Below are 17,577 nucleotides of genomic sequence, written 5' to 3'. Positions count from 1 at the left end.
TCGATATACTATCATAAAAAATGATGTGCTGCCGATGTCCCTCCGCTTCCGCCAGTTGCAGGCATTCCACGCGGTCGTCGAAACCGGCACCGTCACCGGCGCGGCCGAGCAGCTGGGCATCTCGCAGCCCGGTATTTCCAACCTGCTTTACCAGCTCGAACGGCAGACCCGCCTCAAACTGTTCGAGCGCAGCAAAGGCCGTCTGATCCCGACACCCGAAGCAGGCGTCCTGTTTCAGGAGGTCGATACCGTGGTGCGCGGTTTTGATCATGTGGCACAGGCGGTAACCGACCTGCAGAACAAACAGGCAGGGCAGCTGCAGGTTGCTTCGCAGCACTCCTTGTCCTTCGGTTTCATGCCCGCACTGATCGCCCGCTTCGCCCGCACAAGGCCGGACCTGTCGATCTCCTTTCAGGCGCAGTATTCGCTGAAGATCCAGGAATGGGTGATCGCGGGCCTTTTCGAAATCGGTGTTTGCGAAATGCCCCTGATCCACGACGGGCTGGAGGCGCATCCAATCAACGTCGAAACCCTGCTGGCGATGCCCGCGGACAGTCCGCTGGCGGAACATGACGTGCTGACGCCTGAACTTTTGGAAGGCGTGCCGTTCATCGTCATGGGCCCCGATCACATGACCCATCGCCGCACCCGCGAGGTGTTTCAGCAGGCCGGTATCCCGTTGAAAACCCGTGTGCATTCGCATTTGTTCAAGAACCTCCTCAGCTTTGTGCAGGAAGGCATGGGGGTCTCGATCCTGGACCCCTTTGTGCTGAATTTCGAGAGCGGCGGCGGCTTTATCTCCCGCCCGTTCCGGCCGCGGATCATGATGGACATGGCGGTGATCACCTCCAAGTCGCGCCCGCTGTCGGCAGTGGGGCAGGAGTTTCTGGCGCTATTGAAACAGGAGCTGGCGCCCTATTCGGAAAACGGTCCTTGATCCGCTTTCGAAACTGTATGCAGTTTCGAATTCAATATTGCCAAGGAACGGGTGCCGCCGTACCTTGCACCGCGAAATGAACGAATGGCGGGAACATGGCCAAACGCGAAAGCAATGTGGACAGGGTTTACGAGGCGTTGCGCCGGATGGCGGCGGATTTTGCCTTCAAGCCCGACCAGCGGATCAACGAAAGCGCCTTGTCCGAAGTGCTGGGTGCCAGCCGCACGCCGCTGCGCGAGGCGCTGAACCGGCTGGTGGCCGAAGGGTTTCTGACCTTCCAGAACAACCGCGGCTTCTTCTGCCGCCCGCTGACCCCCAGCTATATCATGGACCTGTATGAGGCCCGTGTGGCGGTGGAATGCGAGGCGGTGCGCTTTGCCTGCACCCGCGCCCCGGATGACGACATCGCGGCGCTGGCGGACTACCTCAACCGGATGGAGCCGGAGTATCAAAGCGCGACGGATCCGGAGGCGCTCCTGGCGATGGATGAAAGCTTTCACGCCCGGCTGGCGCAGCTTTCGGGCAACAGCGAGCTGCAGCGGATCCTCAACAATCTCAATGGCCGGATCCGCTATATCCGCCTCATTGACCTCAAACGCATGCGCGACCGGGCAGGGGGCAGGGCGCCGGGCGATATCTCGGCTCATCGCCAGATCGTCGAAGGCATCGCCGCCCGCAATACTGATGCTGCCACAGCGGCCATGCGCAGCCATATCGAAAAACGGCGCGAGGAGGCGACGGAAGCTGTCCGCATCGCCTTTTCCCAGCTCTACGTGCCAGACGAATAGGGGGTCCTCATGGAACAAGGCGGAAAAACAGTCTTTGGCGCCGCGGTTGGCATCTTGATGCTGGAAACGCGCTTTCCCCGCATCCATGGCGATATGGGCAATGCAATGACCTGGGACTTTCCGGTGCATTACAAAGTGGTGCGCGGCGCCAATCCCGAAAACGTGGTGCGCGGCAACCCCAGGGAACTGATTGATCTGTTTGTGGATGCGGGCCGCGATCTGGTTGCCATGGGCGCCGACGGCATTACTACCAACTGCGGTTTTCTGGCGCTGATCCAGGACGAGGTCAAACAGGCGCTGGGGGTGCCGGTGGCGACGTCCTCGCTGATGCAGGTTCCGATGGTGCAGACTCTTCTGCCCGCAGGCAAGCGCTGCGGCATCCTGACGATTTCCAAGGCCACGCTGACCCCGGCGCATCTTGAGGCCGCAGGTGTTGCGCCGGATACGCCCATCGCAGGCACTGACAGTCTGCGTTGTTTTACCCGCGACATCCTGGGCGACGCGCCGGAAATCGACTTTGCAGCCTGCCGCCTGGACATGATCGACGCCGCCCGTGCGATGGTTGCGGACATGCCCGATCTGGGCGCCATCGTGCTGGAATGCACCAATATGGTGCCCTATGCCCGCGATGTGAGGAAGGCCACCGGGCTGCCGGTGTTCTCTATCCACTCCTTCATCAACTGGTTCCAGGCCGGCCTGCTGCCCAAAGGCTTCCCGCTGGAATTGGACGACCCGCGCTGGTGACCTGTCACCGGCGCGAGCGCCCGCCGACACTGTGACGGCGGGCGCTGCCCGGCTGATGCCGGGCGCAACGCTGCTGCGCTGCAGCTGTCAGCTCAGCACCAGCAGCCAAAACCACACAGTCAGGATGCTCGCTCCGGTGGCGATCAGCACCGAGGACGCGGCCACCCGTTTGGCCCGCCCGTACATATTGGCAAAGATATAACCATTGAACCCGGTTGCCATCGCCGCGTTCAAAACGCCCGAGCGGAACAGATCCTGCGGCAAGGCCAGGGCCGAGCCCAGCACCCAGACGATCGCCGGATGGATCATCAAAGAGGTGAAGCAGACAAACAGGATTGCCCGCAGATCGCCCTCAGGCCTGTATTTCACCAGCACGCCGCCCAGGGCAAACAGCGCGCAGGGCAGGGCGGCGCGGATGATCAGCGACAGCGCCTCATCCGCCACCAGCGGAATGGTGAGCCCGGAAAGGTTCACCGCAAACCCCAGCGCGATGCCCAGGATCAACACATTGCGGAACATTGCGTTCAGCACAGCCGAGACGGTCCTGATCCCACCCGCGCCGCGATTGCGCACGATCTCCATCACGGTGATGCCGACGCCGTAACAGAACGGCGAATGGAAGGCGATGATCGCGTAGTTTCCGGTCAGGTTCTCAGGGCCAAAGGCGCGTTCAGTGATCGGCAGGCCCAACAGCACCGAGTTGGAGAACAGGCAGCAGAACCCGATGGCAATGCAGTCCTCCCACTCCCGCTTGAACAGCACCCGCGCACCGAACACGCCAATCAGGAAACAGGTGAAAGCGCCGGTATAAAAGCTCGCCAGCAGCCGCGGGTCAAAGCTGGATGACAGATCCAGCTCCGCCATCGCTTTGAACAGCAGGCAGGGGATGGCAAAGCCCTGCGCGAATTTCATTACGCCTTCGATATGCGTCTGGGTCAGCACTCCCCGTGCGGTGGCGGCATAACCCGCGCCGACTACCAGGAAAACCGGCAGGATGACGTCAATAAGGCTTTGAAACATCAGCCTGACCCTTGAAGGCAAGGGATGCTGCCGTTCAGGGGGCAGTGTTTGGCTTCTGGCCGCAGATGCCTCCGGCGGGAGTATTTTTGCAAAGATGAAGTCTGCGGTCTGCCCAGCGGGCCGGGGCGCACGGCGGCAGACCTGGGCATTGCGCTATAGTTCAACCCGGATCACCATGCCGTCATAGGCCGGGGTGATGTGGTCCGGAGTCTCGGCTTCGACCGTGGCGTAATCCATGTCGATATGCATGTTGGTTATGATGCCGCGTTTGGGGGACATCTTCGCGAACCACTCCAGCGCTTCGGAATAGCTGAAGTGCGTAGGATGCGGGGTGCGCCGCAGCCCGTCCAGGATCCAGATATCCAGCGCCTCCAGCTCCGGCAAGGCGGCATCGGGAATTCTGGACACATCCGGCAGATAGGCCAACCCGCCGATCCGGAACCCCAGCGCGTCGATCGAGCCATGATCGACTTCAAACGGGCGGAAAGTGATTTCGCCGCCAGGGCCATTCACGCTGAAAGGTCCGTCAATGGTCTTCAGGTCCAGGATCGGCGGATAGGGAGAACCATCCGGCTGCGCAAAGGCATAGCCGAAGCGGTTCAACAGGTCGTTCTGAGTGGCGCCATCGGCATAGACAGGGATGCGCTGGCGCATATTGAAATAGACCATGCGCAGATCGTCGATGCCATGCAGATGGTCGGCGTGGGAGTGTGTGTAAACCACGGCGTCCAGGCGGCTGACCTCTGCATTCAGCAGTTGGCTGCGCATGTCGGGGGTGGTGTCGATCAGCGCGGATGTGGTGCCGCCCTCATCAACACGCTCTACCAGCATTGAACACCGCTGGCGCCGGTTCTTCGGGTTCTTGGGGTCACAGTCGCCCCAATGGCCGCCGATCCGCGGCACCCCGCCCGAGGACCCCGAGCCGAGGATGGTGAACCGCATCTCAGCCATCAGGCGGCGGCCTCATAAGCTGCGGCCTTCCAGAACAGCCGGTCAAAATTCGCCTGCGTCTGCGCGGCAAAATCGGCGTAGTCCATGCCGAAAACCTCGGCACCCGCTTTGGCGGTAAAGGCGGAATAGGCCGGTTCATTGCGTTTGCCGCGGTAGGGCGGCGGCGCCAGATAGGGGGCGTCGGTCTCGACCAGAATGCGCTCCACCGGGGCGGCGGCAAAGATATCGCGCAGCTCCTGGCTTTTGGGGAAGGCGGCGATGCCGGACATCGACAAGTAGAACCCCAGATCCAGTGCTGCCTTGGCCAGCTCAGCCGAGGAAGAGAAGCAGTGCATCACGCAAGAATATGCGCCGTTCTTCATCTCCTCGCCCAGAATGCGGGCCATGTCGTCATCTGCCGCGCGGGCGTGGATGATCAGCGGCAGCCCGGTTTCGCGGGCGGCAGCGATATGGATGCGCAAGGACTCCTGCTGCACGTCCTTGCTGTCGGCGGTATAGTGATAGTCCAGCCCGGTCTCACCGATGCCGACAAATTTGGGGTGTTTGGCCAGCGCCACCAGATCATCCACCGAGACCAGCGGCTCATCGGCCGCGCTCATCGGGTGGGTGCCCGCGGCATAGAACACCGGCGCATGTGCCTCGGCAATGGCACGCACGGACGCTTCATCCTTCATCTTGGTGCAAATCGTCACCATCCGGGTCACGCCAGCCTCTGCTGCGCTGGCAATCACTTCATCCAGCCGGCCCTCGAAATCGGGGAAGTCCAGGTGGCAATGGCTGTCCGTTATCTGGGGGGTCGCTTCGGTCATCTATCCTCTGCCGCCGTAAGTGCCGCGGGGCCTTTCCGGCCTCAACGCGACGCGGTTTCCTGCATCTTGAAAACCGTATCTAGGACAAGCGCGGCAGGGTCAAGGTTCACCGCCTGCCCGTGGCGGGCGCGGGCGGTCACTTCTGCTGCGAGGTCCGCCCAGGCGCGCGCCTTGCGCGCGTCAGGCGACAGCCGCGACAGCATCGCCGCCTCCTGCGGTGCTGCTTCCGGCGCTGGCGGTACTCCGGTTGCGCCTGTACGCGCCAGCCGGGCCAGCGCCATCTCAGTCAGCGTGAGCAGCAGTTCAAAACGCGCGGAGGCCCCGCGCTGGGCGGCGGCTTCGGCCAGTGCCATGGCGCGCTGGCGGTCCAGCTGCGGCATGGAAGCAAGGATCTGCACCAGCTCGGCATAGATCCTGAGCCCGCCCAGATTGATCAGCCGCAGCGCCGCGCCCACGGAACCGCCGGCCAAAGCGGCGAGATTTTCCATGTTCTGAGGCAGTTCAACGCCGGATTGCGCCAATGCGGCCTCCATGTCCGGGGCGGACAGCGGCCCCAGCCGCAGGGTGCGGCAGCGCGAACGGATGGTGGGCAGCAGGCGCGAGGGCTGGTGCGAGATCAGCAGGATGGTTGTCCGCGCGGGCGGCTCCTCCAGCATCTTCAGCAGCGCGTTGGCAGCACTGATGTTCATATCGTCGGCGGCATCGACAATGACCACACGGCGCCCGCCGTCCGTCGCCGACAGGCCGAAGAAACGGTTCAGCTTGCGGATATCGTCCACCACAATCTGGCTGCGCAGCTTGCCCTTGTCGTCATAAGAGCGGGTGATTGGCGCCAGCCCCGGTTCTGCCAGTGCCTGAATACGGTGCGAGACCGGGTGTTCGGGATCAATGTCCAATGTCTGCGGCGGGGGCGGGGCGCCGAACAGGCCTTCCTCCGCCGGGGGGGTGGCCAGCAGAAAACGGGCTATCCGCCAGGCCAGCGTGGCCTTGCCGACGCCCTGCGGGCCGGTCAGCAGCCAGCCGTGGTGCAGCCGGCCGGAGGTGTAGGCGGTCAGAAAATCCTGTTCCGCCGCGTCCTGGCCGATCAGCTGCCGGGTTTCGCGCGGATGCGGGGCGCCTCCGGCCTGATCTGCGCGCGGCAGGTCGTCATCGGTGCTCATGCACGGGATCCTTCCAAGGCCGCGTCCGCCAGCCGGCGCACATCTGCGGCAACGGCCTCCACCGGGCGGGCGCCATTGACAACCCGGAAGCGGTCCGCAAACTCCAGCGCCAGCGTCAGGAAGCCTGCGCGCATCTTCTCCTGCAGCCCGATGCCGAAATCCTCAAAGCGTTCTTCCTTGCCCTGCCGCCCCTTGGCACGGGCAAGCCCTGTGGCCGGGTCCATGTCGATAAGCAGGGTCAGGTCCGGCTCGCGGCCAATCATCAGCTTGTGCATCTGGTCCACTGCCGCGCGCAAATCACCGCGGGACAACCCCTGATACATCCGCGTGCTGTCAGCAAAACGGTCGCAGATCACCACCTTGCCCGCCGCGAGGGCAGGCTCAATGGTGCGCTCCAGATGGTCGCGCCGCGCTGCCATGAACAACAGCAACTCGGTCTCTGCCGACCAGCGGTCCGGATCGCCTTCCAGCACCAGGCGGCGGATCTCTTCCGCACCGGGAGAGCCGCCCGGCTCACGTGTCAGCACCACGTCGCGGCCTGCGTCCTGCAGGGATTCCGCCAGCAGGCGGCATTGTGTTGATTTCCCGGACCCGTCGATGCCTTCAAAGGTGATGAACAGGCCGCGCCCTGCGCCAGCCGTCACAGCGCCCCCTCGGGACCGGTCAGAAACTGCTTGATCAGCACCAGCGCGGCGGTCTTCACACGGACCACAAAACCGCCGGCGGGCACGTCAGCTTCGGCCACCAGCGGCAGCCGGACCTCTGGCAATTCCTCGGGCTGCAGCACCAGCTCTGCCAGGCGCTGGCCCTTGGCGACCGGCGCCTCGATCGGGCCGTTATAGACAACTTCGCCTTGAATGGTTTTGGCTGACAACGACGGCAGCAGGATCTCCAGATCCTTGGCCGGCACCAGCCCTACCGATTGCTCGGCCCCGCGCCAAATTTCGGCTTCGGCGATGGCGACGCCCTCCTGGGCAACGGTTTTTTTGGTAAATTGGCGAAACGACCAGTTAACCAGGGCCTCGGCCTCCTCTGCGCGCCCGCGCTCGCTGTCCAGCCCGGAGACCACAAAGATCACCCGCCGGTCGCCCTGCTGGGCAGAGCCGACCAGGCCATAGCCTGCTTCTTCGGTATGGCCTGTCTTCAAACCATCGGCGCCGATGCCCAGCTTCAGCAGCGGATTGCGGTTGCGGATGTTGGACGGCGCACGACCGTCGAATTCGAACTTGGTTTCGGCAAACAGCGGGTAATATTCCGGGAAGTCTTCTATCATCCGCTCGGCCAGAATCGCCAGATCATGCACCGACATCCGGTGCCCGGCGGCAGGCCAGCCGTTGGAATTGGCAAAAGTCGAGGCGGTCATGCCCAGATCCTGGCCGCGCTTGGTCATATAGCGGGCAAAGCCGGCCTCGGTTCCGTCCGGGCTCAGCGCCTCGGCGATCACGACACAGGCGTCATTGCCGGATAGCACGATGATGCCGCGCAACAGGTCCTCAACCCGCACCCGGTCCTGGGTGTCCAGGAACATGGTGGAGCCTTTGTAGCTCATCGCGTGCTCGCTGACCGGCAGCGTCTCGTCCAGCGTCAGCCGCCCGTCGCGCAGGGCCTCAAACGCCACATACAGCGTCATCAGCTTGGACATCGAGGCAGGCGGAAGCGGCACGTCGGCGTTCTTGGACAGAAGCACCGTGTCGGTGCCTGCGTCCAGCACATAGGCGGCGCGCGCCTTGGTATCAAAGGCGGCGGCCGGCAGCGCCGGCAGGCTGACCGCCAGCCCCGCCGCCAAAGCCAGCTGCAGAGACGAGATCAGAGTGCGCCCCAGGCGCTTGGCGCCGGGATCAATTGGTGACAGCATAGGCATCCGCAAATCCGGTTTCCTTTACGCTTTTCAACAGCTGGCTGCGTTCAGTCTTGTTCTGCGCCGGGCCAACCAGCACCCGCCAGAACGCCTTGCCGCTGGAGGCTTGCTCGCGCACCACTGGCACCATGCCGGCGCTGCGCATCATGTTGGCTGTCCGTTTGGCATTGGCTTCAACGCTGAAGATGCCGATCTGGATGTAGGGTTTGTCCAGCGCGGAATTCTGCGTTTTGGCCACCGGGGCGGCAGCAGGCGCCGCTGGCACAGGCGCAGCCGGGGTAGAGGCTTCAATCGCGGCGGCAGCTCCGGCAATCGGATCCAGCGGCGTTTCCGAGATTTCCTGTCCGGCGGCTGCGGCCAGCACCTGGGCAGCATCAACTTCTTCGGCGGCTGCCGGCAGTTCGGTTGTCTGCTCCTCCGCCGGTATTTCATTGCTGACTTCTTCGCGCCGCAGGGCGGTGACGTTCAGTTCAGCCGGGGCGCCTGCCAGCATTCCCAGCGCGGCGGCCGCGTCAGAGGACACTTGCAGCCGCGGACCCGGTATTTCCCGTTCGCGCCGGAACAGGGCGCCGATCACAAACTGGCCATTGGCATTGTTGCGGATGATCACCCGCTCCGGGTCCTTGGTGTCCGGATGCGCAACCCAGACCCCGCCGATCGACGGGCGCCCGTCCCACAGCCCCGCTTCGGTCACTTGGAACACATCAGGGGCTTCCACGTCGCGCTCGACCAGTTTGGTGCTGCTGGAGGCCTGAATCTCCCCCCCGGCTTTGGCTTTGGGCTGCAAAAAGGCCAGTTTCGGACCGTCTTCACAGCCTGCCATCAACAGCAGGCCCAAGACCGCCGCGGCAACCCGCGGGGCCGTCTTTGCTGTCGACATGGTGTCTTTCATGCTCTCATCCTTGCCTGTGCCCGCGGCGCTTTTGCGCCCCCGCCGGAATGCCCGGTCTTCTTGATTTGGCGGCATGATAGCCTGCGCATACGGCCATGAAAACCCTGACGGGCCGCGGCACAAGGGAAACCCGCAAGGACGGCATGAATCCGCGCGGCCGGGGCAGGGCTGAGATTTCCCTTGCGCTGTGGATTTCCTCTTGCCTCATCCGGTATTGCGTCCTAAACCGCTGAACGGACCGGGGAGGTGGCAGAGTGGTCGAATGCGGCGGTCTTGAAAACCGTTGAACGTGAGAGCGTTCCCAGGGTTCGAATCCCTGTCTCCCCGCCACTAGCCTCCCCCAGCAGAAAAACCAGCCGCCAGCCCGGGGGCGGACTAGCCTTGCCGCAGCAGGTAGATATCCATGATCCAGCCATGCTCGGCCCGTGCTTTGGCGCGGATTGCAATGATCTGCTCGGCAACCTCCGCCAGCGGGCCGGCAACGGAAATCTGGTTTTCCATTCCCGCGTAGGCGGTCCAGAAGATCTCCACACCCTGCGCATCAAGGGACTGGAACGAACATTCCCCGTCCAGCATGACCACCAGCGTATCCGCGCTGTCCGGCCAGCCGGCCTCGCGCAGTTGCCGCCCAGTGGTGATGGTGAAGGGGGCGCCGATCTCATTCACGGGAATCGCGTGCGCCGCGGTCAGCGCCTGGACCGAGGTGATGCCGGGGATCACTGTCAGTTTGATGTCCGCCTGGGTCTTCAGCCGCTCGGCAATCCGCATGGTGCTGTCATACAGCGACGGATCGCCCCAGACCAGAAACCCGGCCTTGCCGCCCGCAGGCAGATTGGCGGTGATGGTCTGCCACCAGATCCCGGCAATGGCGTCGTGCCAGTCATCCACCCGCTGGCGGTAGCTTTGGGTGGCCTCGTCGCGGACCGGCAGGGCGAACTCGACGATCTTCGGGCCGCCGCCCTTGAATGCCCGGTTGCAGATTGCGTGCCGCAAGCCGGCCAGATCGTCTTTGCCCGCACCTTTGTTGGGGATCAGGATCAGGTCCTGCGCATTCAGCGCGTCGATCGCCTGCAGCGTCATGTGCTGCGGGTTGCCGGTGCCGATGCCGATCAGGCTAAGCTCTATCATGGCTGTGTCTTTCTCAAGGTCCGGACTCATTCCGGCTCTGCCAGCGGGCCGTAAAGGATCAGCACCGGCGCAGAGGTTTTCATCTCCCGCAGCAGGCTGGGCAGTTCGCCCACAGTGTGGCGGTGCAGCGACTGTTCCGGTGTCGAGACGCCAAGCGCCACCAGCGCTGGTGTGGCGTCCGGCAGGCCGGCTTCCATCAGCTTTTCCGACAGGTCGGCAAAGGTGCGCTTGCCCATATACACAACCGTGGTGGCTTCGCCGTCTGCAAGGGCTGCCATGTTCAGGTCATCCGGCAAGCCGCCGGTCACGTCATGGCCGGTGATGAATTGCAGCCGCCGTGCCGTCTTGCGCCGGGTGAGCGGGATGTTTGCCGCCGCCGCCGCCGCCGAGGCTGCGGTCACTCCGGGCACGATTTCAAACGCAATGCCTGCTTCGCGCAGCGCTGTCATCTCTTCCTCAAGCCGCCCGAAAACGCCCGCGTCGCCCGACTTCAGCCGCACCACATTGAGGCCGGAGGAGGCATAATCCACCAAAAGCCGGCTCACATGGTCCTGTTTGGGCGAGGGGCGGCCCGCCCGTTTGCCGACGCCGACCAGATCGGCGTCTTCGCGCGCGTGGCTCAGGATCGGCCCCGAGGACAGATCGTCAAACAGCACCGCATCCGCCGCTTCCAGCCGTTTGACCGCCTTCACGGTCAGCAGCTCCGGATCGCCGGGGCCAGAGGAGACAAAGCTGACAAAGCCGCTCATGCCTGCTCTCCGGTGATCAGGTGAAAGAAGGTGCCGGTGACATTGCCTTTGATCGAGCCGGTCTCGGGCACCGGCCCGCCGTCAGCATCCATGACGTTGGCCAGGGGCGCGTCGGGTTCTTCCAGAATGGTGGAATAGTGGAACTCATGCCCGCGTAAGGCGCAGCCCGCGTCAAACCCCGGCATGCCCGCCTGCAGGATCGCCCGGCGGTAGCCGAGGTGGAATTTGCGCTTCTCGTATGAGGTCACAAGACCCAGAAGGCCGAGCATCCGGTGGCGGTTGCCCGCCTTGTCGATCAGCGCTTCGCCCAGGGCCATATAGCCGCCGCATTCGCCATGCACCGGTTTGGTTTCAGCATGTTTGCGAAGCCCTGCGCGGAAGGTCTCCGCCGCCGCCAGTGTGCCGCCATGCAGTTCCGGATAGCCGCCAGGCAGCCAGACCAGATCGGCGTCCGCAGCGGGCGCCTCATCCGCCAGCGGCGAGAACGGCAGGATCTCTGCCCCCGCCGCCCGCCATCCGGTCAGCAGATGCGGGTACGTAAAGGAAAACGCCGCATCCCGCGCCAGCGCAATCCGCTGCGCAGGCGGCTGGGGCAGGCTGGCCGGTGCAGGTGCCTGACCGGCCAGGGCTGCAGCCTTGATCGCCTCCAGATCGACATTCTCGCGCAGGAAGGCCGCATAGCCTGCAATCGCCGCTTCCAGATCGGGATGCTCCACCGCCTGGATCAGGCCCAGATGCCGCTCCGGCAGCGCCAGATCACCGCGCCGGGGCAGGGATCCCAGCACCTTGATGCCGGCCTTTTCCATCCCCAGACGAGTCAGCCGCTCATGCCGCGGGCTGGCAACCCGGTTCAGAATGACCCCGGCAAAGGGTACATCGGTGTCATAGTTCTTGAACCCCAGCGCCGTGGCGGCAGCGGATTGCGCCTGTCCGCCCACATCCACCACCAGCACCACCGGCCAGCCCATGCGCTTGGCGGTCTCGGCAGAGGAGCCGAAACCCGACTGCCCGCGCGTGGCAACACCGTCATAAAGCCCCATCGAGCCTTCACCGATGCAGATTTCAGCACCCGTCGCCTGACTGGTGACCGCATCCAGCAGGTGTGCGTCCATCGCCCAGGTGTCGAGGTTGAAGCTGGGGCGCTTGGCCGCTGCCAGATGGAAGGCCGGGTCAATATAGTCCGGCCCGCTCTTGTAGGGCTGCACCACAAGGCCGTCTTCGGCCAGGGCACGCAGCAGGCCCAGCATCACGGTGGTCTTGCCGGTTCCCGAAGAGGGCGCCGAGATCATCAATCCGGGAGGGTTCATATCTGTCATGGTCTCAATCGTCCCCTCAATCGTCGCCATGGGTCCAGCTCGACCACGGGCTTTCAGCACTTTGCGGCCGGTAGCGGCGGTCGTATTCGGTGGCGTAAAGACAGCTTTCGTCAAAACCTTCGCCCTTCAGCACCGGTCCCACCAGGATCAGCGCAGTACGGGAAATCTTTTCGTCCAAGGACTCCTTCAGCGTCTCCAGCGTCGCCCGGATGATCTGCTGATCCGGCCAGCTGGCGCGGTAGACCACAGCGACCGGGCAGTCAGCCCCGTAATGCGGCGTCAGGCTGTCCACCACATGGTCCAGATTGCCGATCGACAGGTGGATTGCCAGCGTGGTGCCGGTACGGGCGAAATTCTCCAGCGACTCGCCCGCAGGCATCGAAGACGCCCGCCCCGGTGTCCGTGTCAGCACCACTGACTGGCCAAGGCCGGGCAGTGTCAGCTCGGTCCCCAGCGCCGCAGCCGCCGCAGCAAAGGACGGAACACCAGGGGTAACGCTGACCGGAATGCCCTCGGCCTTCAACCGCCGGATCTGCTCGCCCATTGCGGACCACACCGACAGATCGCCGGAATGCAGCCGCGCCACGTCCTGACCTGCTTCATGGGCGGCCTTGATTTCACCCACGATGGCGTCCAGATCCATCGCCGCCGTGTTCACCACTTTGGCGTCCGTGGGGCAGTGGCTCAGGATTTCCTCCGGCACCAGCGAACCCGCATAAAGGCACACCGGGCAGGCCGCGAGGATATCGCGCCCGCGTAAGGTCAGAAGATCGGCAGCGCCCGGTCCGGCGCCAATGAAGTGAACGGTCATGGCTCAAGTCTCTCTGCTATGGCCGCGGTGGCAAGCCCATCCGCGGTGACAACTCTGGGGGCGAGCAGGCGCGATTTGGCGCCCGGCACCCCATGGCGCGCCCCGGCCAGCGCCGCGGCTTCCGCCAGCGACCCGGTGCCGAACCGCGCCTTGATCCTGGGCGAACAGGTCAGCGTCTGCTCCCCGGCAATATCTGCTTCCTGCAATGCAATCACCGGCAGGCCGATGGTTTGCGCAAACGCTTGCATGACAGGCGCACCGGCTTTCTCTGCAACCGAAGCCAACGCATCCACATGCTCACCGGTCAGCGCCAGCGCGGCCTGCAAATCCGCTGCCGTTGCAGCCTCGCGAAAACCGATCCCCGCCACCTTCATCGCGTGACGCTCCACTGAATGACGGGGCGTGCCCGCTGCCAGTCGCGCATGGACCCCAAGGGGCCGGCTTCGGCGATCTCAGCCTTCAACAGATGACCGCCGCGCGCAGCATGGGCCTGCATCAGCAGTGTTTCCGTCTCAAGCGTGACACCATTGGCCACCAGCCGGGTGCCCTCGGGCAGGATCTCCCACAAATAATCCAGCAATTCTTGTGAGCCGCCGCCGCCGATAAACACGCAATCGGGCAGGGGATGGCCCTGCAGCACATCCGGGACTTTGCCCAGCACCGCCGTCATCCGGTGATCCAGACCGAATGCAGCGGCATTGGCGCGGATATTCTCCAGCCGGCCCGCGCGCGGCTCAAATGCAATCGCCCGTGCGCCCGCTGCGGCCAGACACCACTCAACAGAAATGGACCCGGAACCGCCGCCAATATCCCACAACAGCTCTCCCGCACGCGGCGCCAGTGCCGACAGCGTCAGCGCGCGGATGGGCCGCTTGGTGATCTGCCCGTCACTGGCAAAAAGACTATCCGCTAGCCCCGCAGCCTGCGGCAGCCCGGGCCGCATGGCCTCGATGGACATAAGGACCGGCGCCTCCCCCAGCGGCAAGTCCCAAGTTTCGGCAGTGGCATGGAACAGCCTTTCCTTGGGGCCGCCAAGCCGCTCCATCACATGCAGCCGCGCATCCGGCTGGCCATTCGCAACCAGCCAGGCCGCCAATTCCGCAGGCGCCGCCCCATCCCGCAGGGTGCAGATCACCCGCACGCCCCGGCCCAGCAGCGGTAGCAGCCGCGCGTAAGGCGCCGCATGCAGCCCCAGGCAGAGCACCTCTTCCAGTTTCCAGCCCAGAAGGTTGGCCGCCAGTGCAAAACACGATGGCGCGGGGTGCGACACCCACTCATCCGCCTCCAGATCCCGCATCAGCGAGCCGCCTGCGCCATGCCAGAACGGATCGCCCGAGGCCAGAACGGCGACGCGCCGCCCCCGCGCCGCCAGCACTGGTTCGATGGAAAACGGCACCGGCCAGGGCTGGCCTTTGCCGCCAGCGCCAGCCAATTCCAGATGCCGGGGGCCGCCTATGATCACTTCGGCTTCCGCAAGCGCCTTCCGGCTTGCATCGCCCAAGCCTTCCAGTCCATTTTCGCCCAGACCAATGATTGTGAGCCACGGGTTAGACATGACACGCATCCTTCTTCTGGGCGGTACTACCGAGGCCTCGCAATTGGCCAAAACCCTTGCAGAAACCGGCGCGGACGCGGTGTTCTCCTACGCGGGCCGTACGGCCAAGCCCGTCAGTCAGCCGCTGCCCACCCGTGTCGGCGGCTTCGGCGGCGCTGACGGGCTGGCAGCCTACCTGAAGAGTGAGAACATTACCCATGTGGTCGATGCAACCCACCCCTTTGCCGCGCAGATGAGCACCAATGCGGTCCACGCTTGCGAAGCGGCGGGCGTGAAACTCTGCACCTTCGAACGCCCGGCCTGGCAAGCGGGGGAGGGCGACACTTGGGTTCACGCCGGGACCATTGATGAAGCCGTCAACGCTTTGCCCGACGCCGCGGCACGGGTGTTTCTGGCCATCGGCAAGCAGAACCTGACCCAGTTCGCAGTGAAACCCCAGCATCACTACCTGCTGCGGCTGGTAGATGCGCCGGAGGCCAATCTGCCGCTGCCGCACACCACGGTTGAGATTGCCCGCGGGCCGTTTGATGTGGCGGACGACACTGCCCTGATGCAGTGCCACGGCATCACGCATGTGGTCGCCAAGAATGCAGGCGGCGCGGGGGCTGCGGCCAAGCTCACGGCTGCGCGCACCCTCGGTCTGCCGGTCATCATGATCGGCAGACCGCAGGTGCCCAAACGCCCCATATTGGGCAGCGTGGCAGAGGTGATGGCCTGGCTGTCTCATCCCTCGGCTTAGACTTCAGCCGCATAGCGGGGGGTATAGACGTAATTGCCCACCCGCCGCGTGTCGCGGTTGCCGACAATCACCACGGTGCGCATATCGGCCATCTCGGGCGTTGCGTCCTTCAGCGGCACGGTCAGCAGTTCCTGCCCGGGCTTGGTCACGTCGCGGGCAAATGTGATCAACGTTTCCGCACCGCAGGCCTCGCGCAGGATCTCCAATGCGCGGGCAAACTGATGCGGCCGCGACTTCGAGCGCGGATTGTAAAACGCCATCGCCAGACCGGCCTCGCCGACCAGCTGCAGGCGCTTCTCGATCAGGCTCCAGGGCTTCAGATTGTCGCTGAGGTTGATGGCCGCGAAATCATGACCCAAGGGTGCCCCGATGGCGGCAGCGGCGGCCAGCATCGCGGTGATGCCGGGCAGCACCTTGATCTCCAGATCCAGCCATGCCGGATGGCTTTCCGCATTGTTTTCCAGTGCCTCAAACACGGCAGAAGCCATGGCGAACACACCCGGATCACCGGAGGAGACAACAACAACGCGCTTGCCTTCAGCCGCCATTTCCAGCGCATGGGTGGCGCGGTCCACTTCGACCCGATTGTCAGTGGCGTGCAGGGTCAGCCCCTCGCGCGGCGCGATGCGCTTCACATAAGGGATGTAGCCCACGATATCCGTGGCCTCATCAATGGCGTCACGCACTTCCTGCGTCACCAATGCCTCGTTGCCGGGGCCAAGCCCCGCAATCACTACCCAACCGTCTTGCGATTGTTTCATGGCCGGCGCCCCTGTCCGTGAACCAATACGATGGAGAAGTAAGGCACCTCGCCGTCGATCTCCGACAGCTTCTGCACGGTCTGGCCGGGCATGGTGCCGCGTTCAACCAGCCAGGCGTCCTCTGCACGGCCCGCGCGTTCCAGCGCCCGGCGCAGTTTGGGCAGGTTGCGGCCGATCTTCATCACCACCAAAGCATCCGTTTCCGCCGCGCGTTTGGCCAGCTCGTCCTCGCTGAGGGTGGCCATGGCCACCGTCAGCACGTCGTCGCCCCAGGTGATCGGCTGGCCGGAAGCGGTCCAGCAGCCGGACATGCCGGTGATGCCGGGGATAATCTCCTGCGCGGCCCGTCCCTGCAGGCGGGTATAAAGATGCATGTAGGAGCCATAGAGGAACGGGTCCCCCTCACAGAGCACCACCACGTCCTCGCCTTTGGCAATCTCGGCCAGCGTATCTGCCCATTGGTCATAGAACTCCGCCAGCACCCGGTTGTACTCAGGGTCGGAGAAATGGATCTCGGTGGTGACCGGGTATTCCATCGCGTGTTCGGTGACGCCGTCGGCCAGCATGCCCTCGACGATGGCACGGGCTTGGCCTTGACGCCCTGCTTTGCGGAAATAGGCGATGTGGCGGGCGTTTGAGATCGCCCGGTGCGACCGCACGCTCATCAGATCGGGATCCCCGGGGCCCAGCCCGGCGCAGATGACTTTACCCTTGGAAACGGTCATGGGTTATTCTTTCCAGCTCGCCAGCGCGTTGACGGCGGCGACGGTGATGGCGGAGCCACCAAGACGGCCTTTGACGATCATTGACGGCACCGGCAGGTCCTGCATCAGCGCATCCTTGGATTCCATCGCACCGACAAAACCCACGGGGCAGCCGATGATCGCGGCGGGGCGGGGGCACGCGGAGTCTTGCAGCATATTCAGCAGATGGAACAGCGCGGTAGGGGCGTTGCCGATGGCGACCACGGCGCCTTCCAGTTTCGGGCGCCACAGTTCCAGCGCGGCAGCGGAGCGGGTGTTGGACATTTCCTTGGCCATATCCGGCACTTTCGGGTCGCGCAGGGTGCAGATCACCTCGTTGTCCGCGGGCAGGCGCGGGCGGGTGATGCCTTCGCTGACCATATAGGCGTCGCACAGGATCGGCGCGCCACTCGCAAGGGCCGCACGGGCGGTCTCGGCCATGCCGTCGGAAAACCGCACATGCTCCTCCAGCCCCACCATGCCAGCGGCGTGGATCATGCGGACAACAACGCTTTCCTCGTCCTTGTTGAAGCGGGCCAGATCGGCTTCGCGGCGGATGGTGGCAAAGCTTTCGGCGTAGATCGCGGCGCCGTTGGTTTCATAGGTGTGGCGCATG

Annotated in this window: 20 protein-coding genes and 1 tRNA gene; 5 read left to right on the top strand and 16 right to left on the bottom strand. The window is 64.2% G+C overall.

All coding sequences use genetic code 11. The annotated features are described in order from the left end of the window. The first annotated feature begins 34 nt into the window (after nt 1-34). From K3555_RS14500 to K3555_RS14490, 3 genes are all read left to right on the top strand, one after another. Complete coding sequence (locus tag K3555_RS14500; protein WP_260005897.1) at nt 35-937, top strand: LysR family transcriptional regulator; 903 nt, start codon at nt 35-37, stop codon at nt 935-937. Between the two features lie 95 nt (nt 938-1,032). Then, nucleotides 1,033-1,725, top strand: coding sequence for a GntR family transcriptional regulator (locus tag K3555_RS14495; RefSeq protein ID WP_260005896.1), 693 nt, complete (start codon nt 1,033-1,035; stop codon nt 1,723-1,725). 9 nt (nt 1,726-1,734) lie between these two features. Next, on the top strand, nt 1,735-2,469 hold the full coding sequence (locus K3555_RS14490; RefSeq protein ID WP_260005894.1) for an aspartate/glutamate racemase family protein: 735 nt from the start codon (nt 1,735-1,737) through the stop codon (nt 2,467-2,469). Nucleotides 2,470-2,556: 87 nt separating this feature from the next. On the opposite strand, the gene K3555_RS14485 is transcribed toward K3555_RS14490, so the two are convergent. From K3555_RS14485 to K3555_RS14455, 7 genes are all read right to left on the bottom strand, one after another. Continuing rightward, on the bottom strand, nt 2,557-3,489 hold the full coding sequence (locus tag K3555_RS14485; protein ID WP_260005892.1) for an AEC family transporter: 933 nt from the start codon (nt 3,487-3,489) through the stop codon (nt 2,557-2,559). A 153-nt stretch (nt 3,490-3,642) separates the two neighbouring features. After that, the gene (locus K3555_RS14480; protein ID WP_260005890.1) at nt 3,643-4,440 is read right to left on the bottom strand and encodes an MBL fold metallo-hydrolase; all 798 of its coding nucleotides are present in this window, start codon (nt 4,438-4,440) and stop codon (nt 3,643-3,645) included. Then, complete coding sequence (locus K3555_RS14475) at nt 4,440-5,249, bottom strand: TatD family hydrolase (protein ID WP_260005888.1); 810 nt, start codon at nt 5,247-5,249, stop codon at nt 4,440-4,442. The genes K3555_RS14480 and K3555_RS14475 overlap by 1 nt, the downstream gene beginning before the upstream one ends. Before the next feature lie 41 nt (nt 5,250-5,290). Continuing rightward, on the bottom strand, nt 5,291-6,409 hold the full coding sequence (locus K3555_RS14470) for a DNA polymerase III subunit delta' (protein WP_260005887.1): 1,119 nt from the start codon (nt 6,407-6,409) through the stop codon (nt 5,291-5,293). Further along, on the bottom strand, nt 6,406-7,053 hold the full coding sequence (tmk, locus tag K3555_RS14465; RefSeq protein ID WP_260005886.1) for a dTMP kinase: 648 nt from the start codon (nt 7,051-7,053) through the stop codon (nt 6,406-6,408). Before tmk ends, K3555_RS14470 begins: the two co-directional genes overlap by 4 nt. Further along, nucleotides 7,050-8,264 (bottom strand): D-alanyl-D-alanine carboxypeptidase family protein, encoded by a 1,215-nt coding sequence (locus K3555_RS14460; RefSeq protein WP_259986413.1) that lies wholly within the window; start codon nt 8,262-8,264, stop codon nt 7,050-7,052. Before K3555_RS14460 ends, tmk begins: the two co-directional genes overlap by 4 nt. Continuing rightward, a complete protein-coding gene (locus K3555_RS14455) occupies nt 8,248-9,159 on the bottom strand; it encodes an SPOR domain-containing protein (RefSeq protein ID WP_260005885.1) in 912 nt (303 codons plus the stop codon). Before K3555_RS14455 ends, K3555_RS14460 begins: the two co-directional genes overlap by 17 nt. Before the next feature lie 240 nt (nt 9,160-9,399). Here K3555_RS14455 and K3555_RS14450 point away from each other — a divergent pair. Next, nucleotides 9,400-9,489: transfer RNA gene (locus tag K3555_RS14450), tRNA-Ser, on the top strand. 45 nt (nt 9,490-9,534) lie between these two features. Here K3555_RS14450 and cobF read toward each other — a convergent pair. The 6 genes from cobF to cbiE are packed head-to-tail and all read right to left on the bottom strand — an operon-like array spanning nt 9,535 to nt 14,718. Beyond that, nucleotides 9,535-10,287: a precorrin-6A synthase (deacetylating) gene (gene cobF, locus K3555_RS14445; protein ID WP_260008544.1), complete on the bottom strand. Its 753-nt coding sequence runs from the start codon at nt 10,285-10,287 to the stop codon at nt 9,535-9,537. A gap of 26 nt (nt 10,288-10,313) precedes the next feature. Then, nucleotides 10,314-11,036, bottom strand: a complete 723-nt coding sequence (gene cobA / locus K3555_RS14440; RefSeq protein WP_260005884.1) for a uroporphyrinogen-III C-methyltransferase — start codon at nt 11,034-11,036, stop codon at nt 10,314-10,316. Then, complete coding sequence (locus K3555_RS14435) at nt 11,033-12,352, bottom strand: cobyrinate a,c-diamide synthase (RefSeq protein WP_260008543.1); 1,320 nt, start codon at nt 12,350-12,352, stop codon at nt 11,033-11,035. The genes cobA and K3555_RS14435 overlap by 4 nt, the downstream gene beginning before the upstream one ends. 16 nt (nt 12,353-12,368) lie before the next feature. Continuing rightward, nucleotides 12,369-13,163 (bottom strand): precorrin-4 C(11)-methyltransferase, encoded by a 795-nt coding sequence (gene cobM, locus K3555_RS14430; protein ID WP_260005879.1) that lies wholly within the window; start codon nt 13,161-13,163, stop codon nt 12,369-12,371. Beyond that, a complete protein-coding gene (locus K3555_RS14425) occupies nt 13,160-13,537 on the bottom strand; it encodes a cobalamin biosynthesis protein (protein WP_259994319.1) in 378 nt (125 codons plus the stop codon). Before K3555_RS14425 ends, cobM begins: the two co-directional genes overlap by 4 nt. Then, nucleotides 13,534-14,718, bottom strand: coding sequence for a precorrin-6y C5,15-methyltransferase (decarboxylating) subunit CbiE (gene cbiE, locus K3555_RS14420; RefSeq protein ID WP_260005877.1), 1,185 nt, complete (start codon nt 14,716-14,718; stop codon nt 13,534-13,536). Before cbiE ends, K3555_RS14425 begins: the two co-directional genes overlap by 4 nt. Here cbiE and K3555_RS14415 point away from each other — a divergent pair. Then, nucleotides 14,717-15,457, top strand: coding sequence for a cobalt-precorrin-6A reductase (locus K3555_RS14415; protein ID WP_260005875.1), 741 nt, complete (start codon nt 14,717-14,719; stop codon nt 15,455-15,457). The genes cbiE and K3555_RS14415 overlap by 2 nt on opposite strands. Here K3555_RS14415 and cobJ read toward each other — a convergent pair. From cobJ to K3555_RS14400, 3 genes are read right to left on the bottom strand one after another with little or no spacing between them, the layout of a single operon-like run. Beyond that, complete coding sequence (gene cobJ, locus K3555_RS14410; protein ID WP_260005873.1) at nt 15,454-16,218, bottom strand: precorrin-3B C(17)-methyltransferase; 765 nt, start codon at nt 16,216-16,218, stop codon at nt 15,454-15,456. The genes K3555_RS14415 and cobJ overlap by 4 nt on opposite strands. Then, the gene (locus tag K3555_RS14405) at nt 16,215-16,943 is read right to left on the bottom strand and encodes a precorrin-2 C(20)-methyltransferase (protein WP_260005871.1); all 729 of its coding nucleotides are present in this window, start codon (nt 16,941-16,943) and stop codon (nt 16,215-16,217) included. The genes cobJ and K3555_RS14405 overlap by 4 nt, the downstream gene beginning before the upstream one ends. Before the next feature lie 3 nt (nt 16,944-16,946). Next, entirely contained in the window at nt 16,947-17,576 is a 630-nt protein-coding gene (locus K3555_RS14400; protein WP_260005869.1) for a precorrin-8X methylmutase, read from the bottom strand. Nucleotide 17,577 lies beyond the last annotated feature (1 nt).

It is taken from the genome of Leisingera sp. M527, assembly GCF_025141525.1.
Classification (GTDB): domain Bacteria; phylum Pseudomonadota; class Alphaproteobacteria; order Rhodobacterales; family Rhodobacteraceae; genus Leisingera.
This window is presented reverse-complemented; position numbering and strand designations above follow the sequence as displayed.

Coding starts and splice junctions, on each gene's coding strand:
- K3555_RS14500 (WP_260005897.1), top strand. CDS start 35: ATGTCCCTCCGCTTCCGCCAGTTGCAGGCATTCCACGCGGTCGTCGAA.
- K3555_RS14495 (WP_260005896.1), top strand. CDS start 1,033: ATGGCCAAACGCGAAAGCAATGTGGACAGGGTTTACGAGGCGTTGCGC.
- K3555_RS14490 (WP_260005894.1), top strand. CDS start 1,735: ATGGAACAAGGCGGAAAAACAGTCTTTGGCGCCGCGGTTGGCATCTTG.
- K3555_RS14485 (WP_260005892.1), bottom strand. CDS start 3,489: ATGTTTCAAAGCCTTATTGACGTCATCCTGCCGGTTTTCCTGGTAGTC.
- K3555_RS14480 (WP_260005890.1), bottom strand. CDS start 4,440: ATGGCTGAGATGCGGTTCACCATCCTCGGCTCGGGGTCCTCGGGCGGG.
- K3555_RS14475 (WP_260005888.1), bottom strand. CDS start 5,249: ATGACCGAAGCGACCCCCCAGATAACGGACAGCCATTGCCACCTGGAC.
- K3555_RS14470 (WP_260005887.1), bottom strand. CDS start 6,409: ATGAGCACCGATGACGACCTGCCGCGCGCAGATCAGGCCGGAGGCGCC.
- K3555_RS14460 (WP_259986413.1), bottom strand. CDS start 8,264: ATGCTGTCACCAATTGATCCCGGCGCCAAGCGCCTGGGGCGCACTCTG.
- K3555_RS14455 (WP_260005885.1), bottom strand. CDS start 9,159: ATGAAAGACACCATGTCGACAGCAAAGACGGCCCCGCGGGTTGCCGCG.
- cobF (WP_260008544.1), bottom strand. CDS start 10,287: ATGATAGAGCTTAGCCTGATCGGCATCGGCACCGGCAACCCGCAGCAC.
- cobA (WP_260005884.1), bottom strand. CDS start 11,036: ATGAGCGGCTTTGTCAGCTTTGTCTCCTCTGGCCCCGGCGATCCGGAG.
- K3555_RS14435 (WP_260008543.1), bottom strand. CDS start 12,352: ATGACAGATATGAACCCTCCCGGATTGATGATCTCGGCGCCCTCTTCG.
- cobM (WP_260005879.1), bottom strand. CDS start 13,163: ATGACCGTTCACTTCATTGGCGCCGGACCGGGCGCTGCCGATCTTCTG.
- K3555_RS14425 (WP_259994319.1), bottom strand. CDS start 13,537: ATGAAGGTGGCGGGGATCGGTTTTCGCGAGGCTGCAACGGCAGCGGAT.
- K3555_RS14415 (WP_260005875.1), top strand. CDS start 14,717: ATGACACGCATCCTTCTTCTGGGCGGTACTACCGAGGCCTCGCAATTG.
- cbiE (WP_260005877.1), bottom strand. CDS start 14,718: ATGTCTAACCCGTGGCTCACAATCATTGGTCTGGGCGAAAATGGACTG.
- cobJ (WP_260005873.1), bottom strand. CDS start 16,218: ATGAAACAATCGCAAGACGGTTGGGTAGTGATTGCGGGGCTTGGCCCC.
- K3555_RS14405 (WP_260005871.1), bottom strand. CDS start 16,943: ATGACCGTTTCCAAGGGTAAAGTCATCTGCGCCGGGCTGGGCCCCGGG.
- K3555_RS14400 (WP_260005869.1), bottom strand. CDS start 17,576: ATGCGCCACACCTATGAAACCAACGGCGCCGCGATCTACGCCGAAAGC.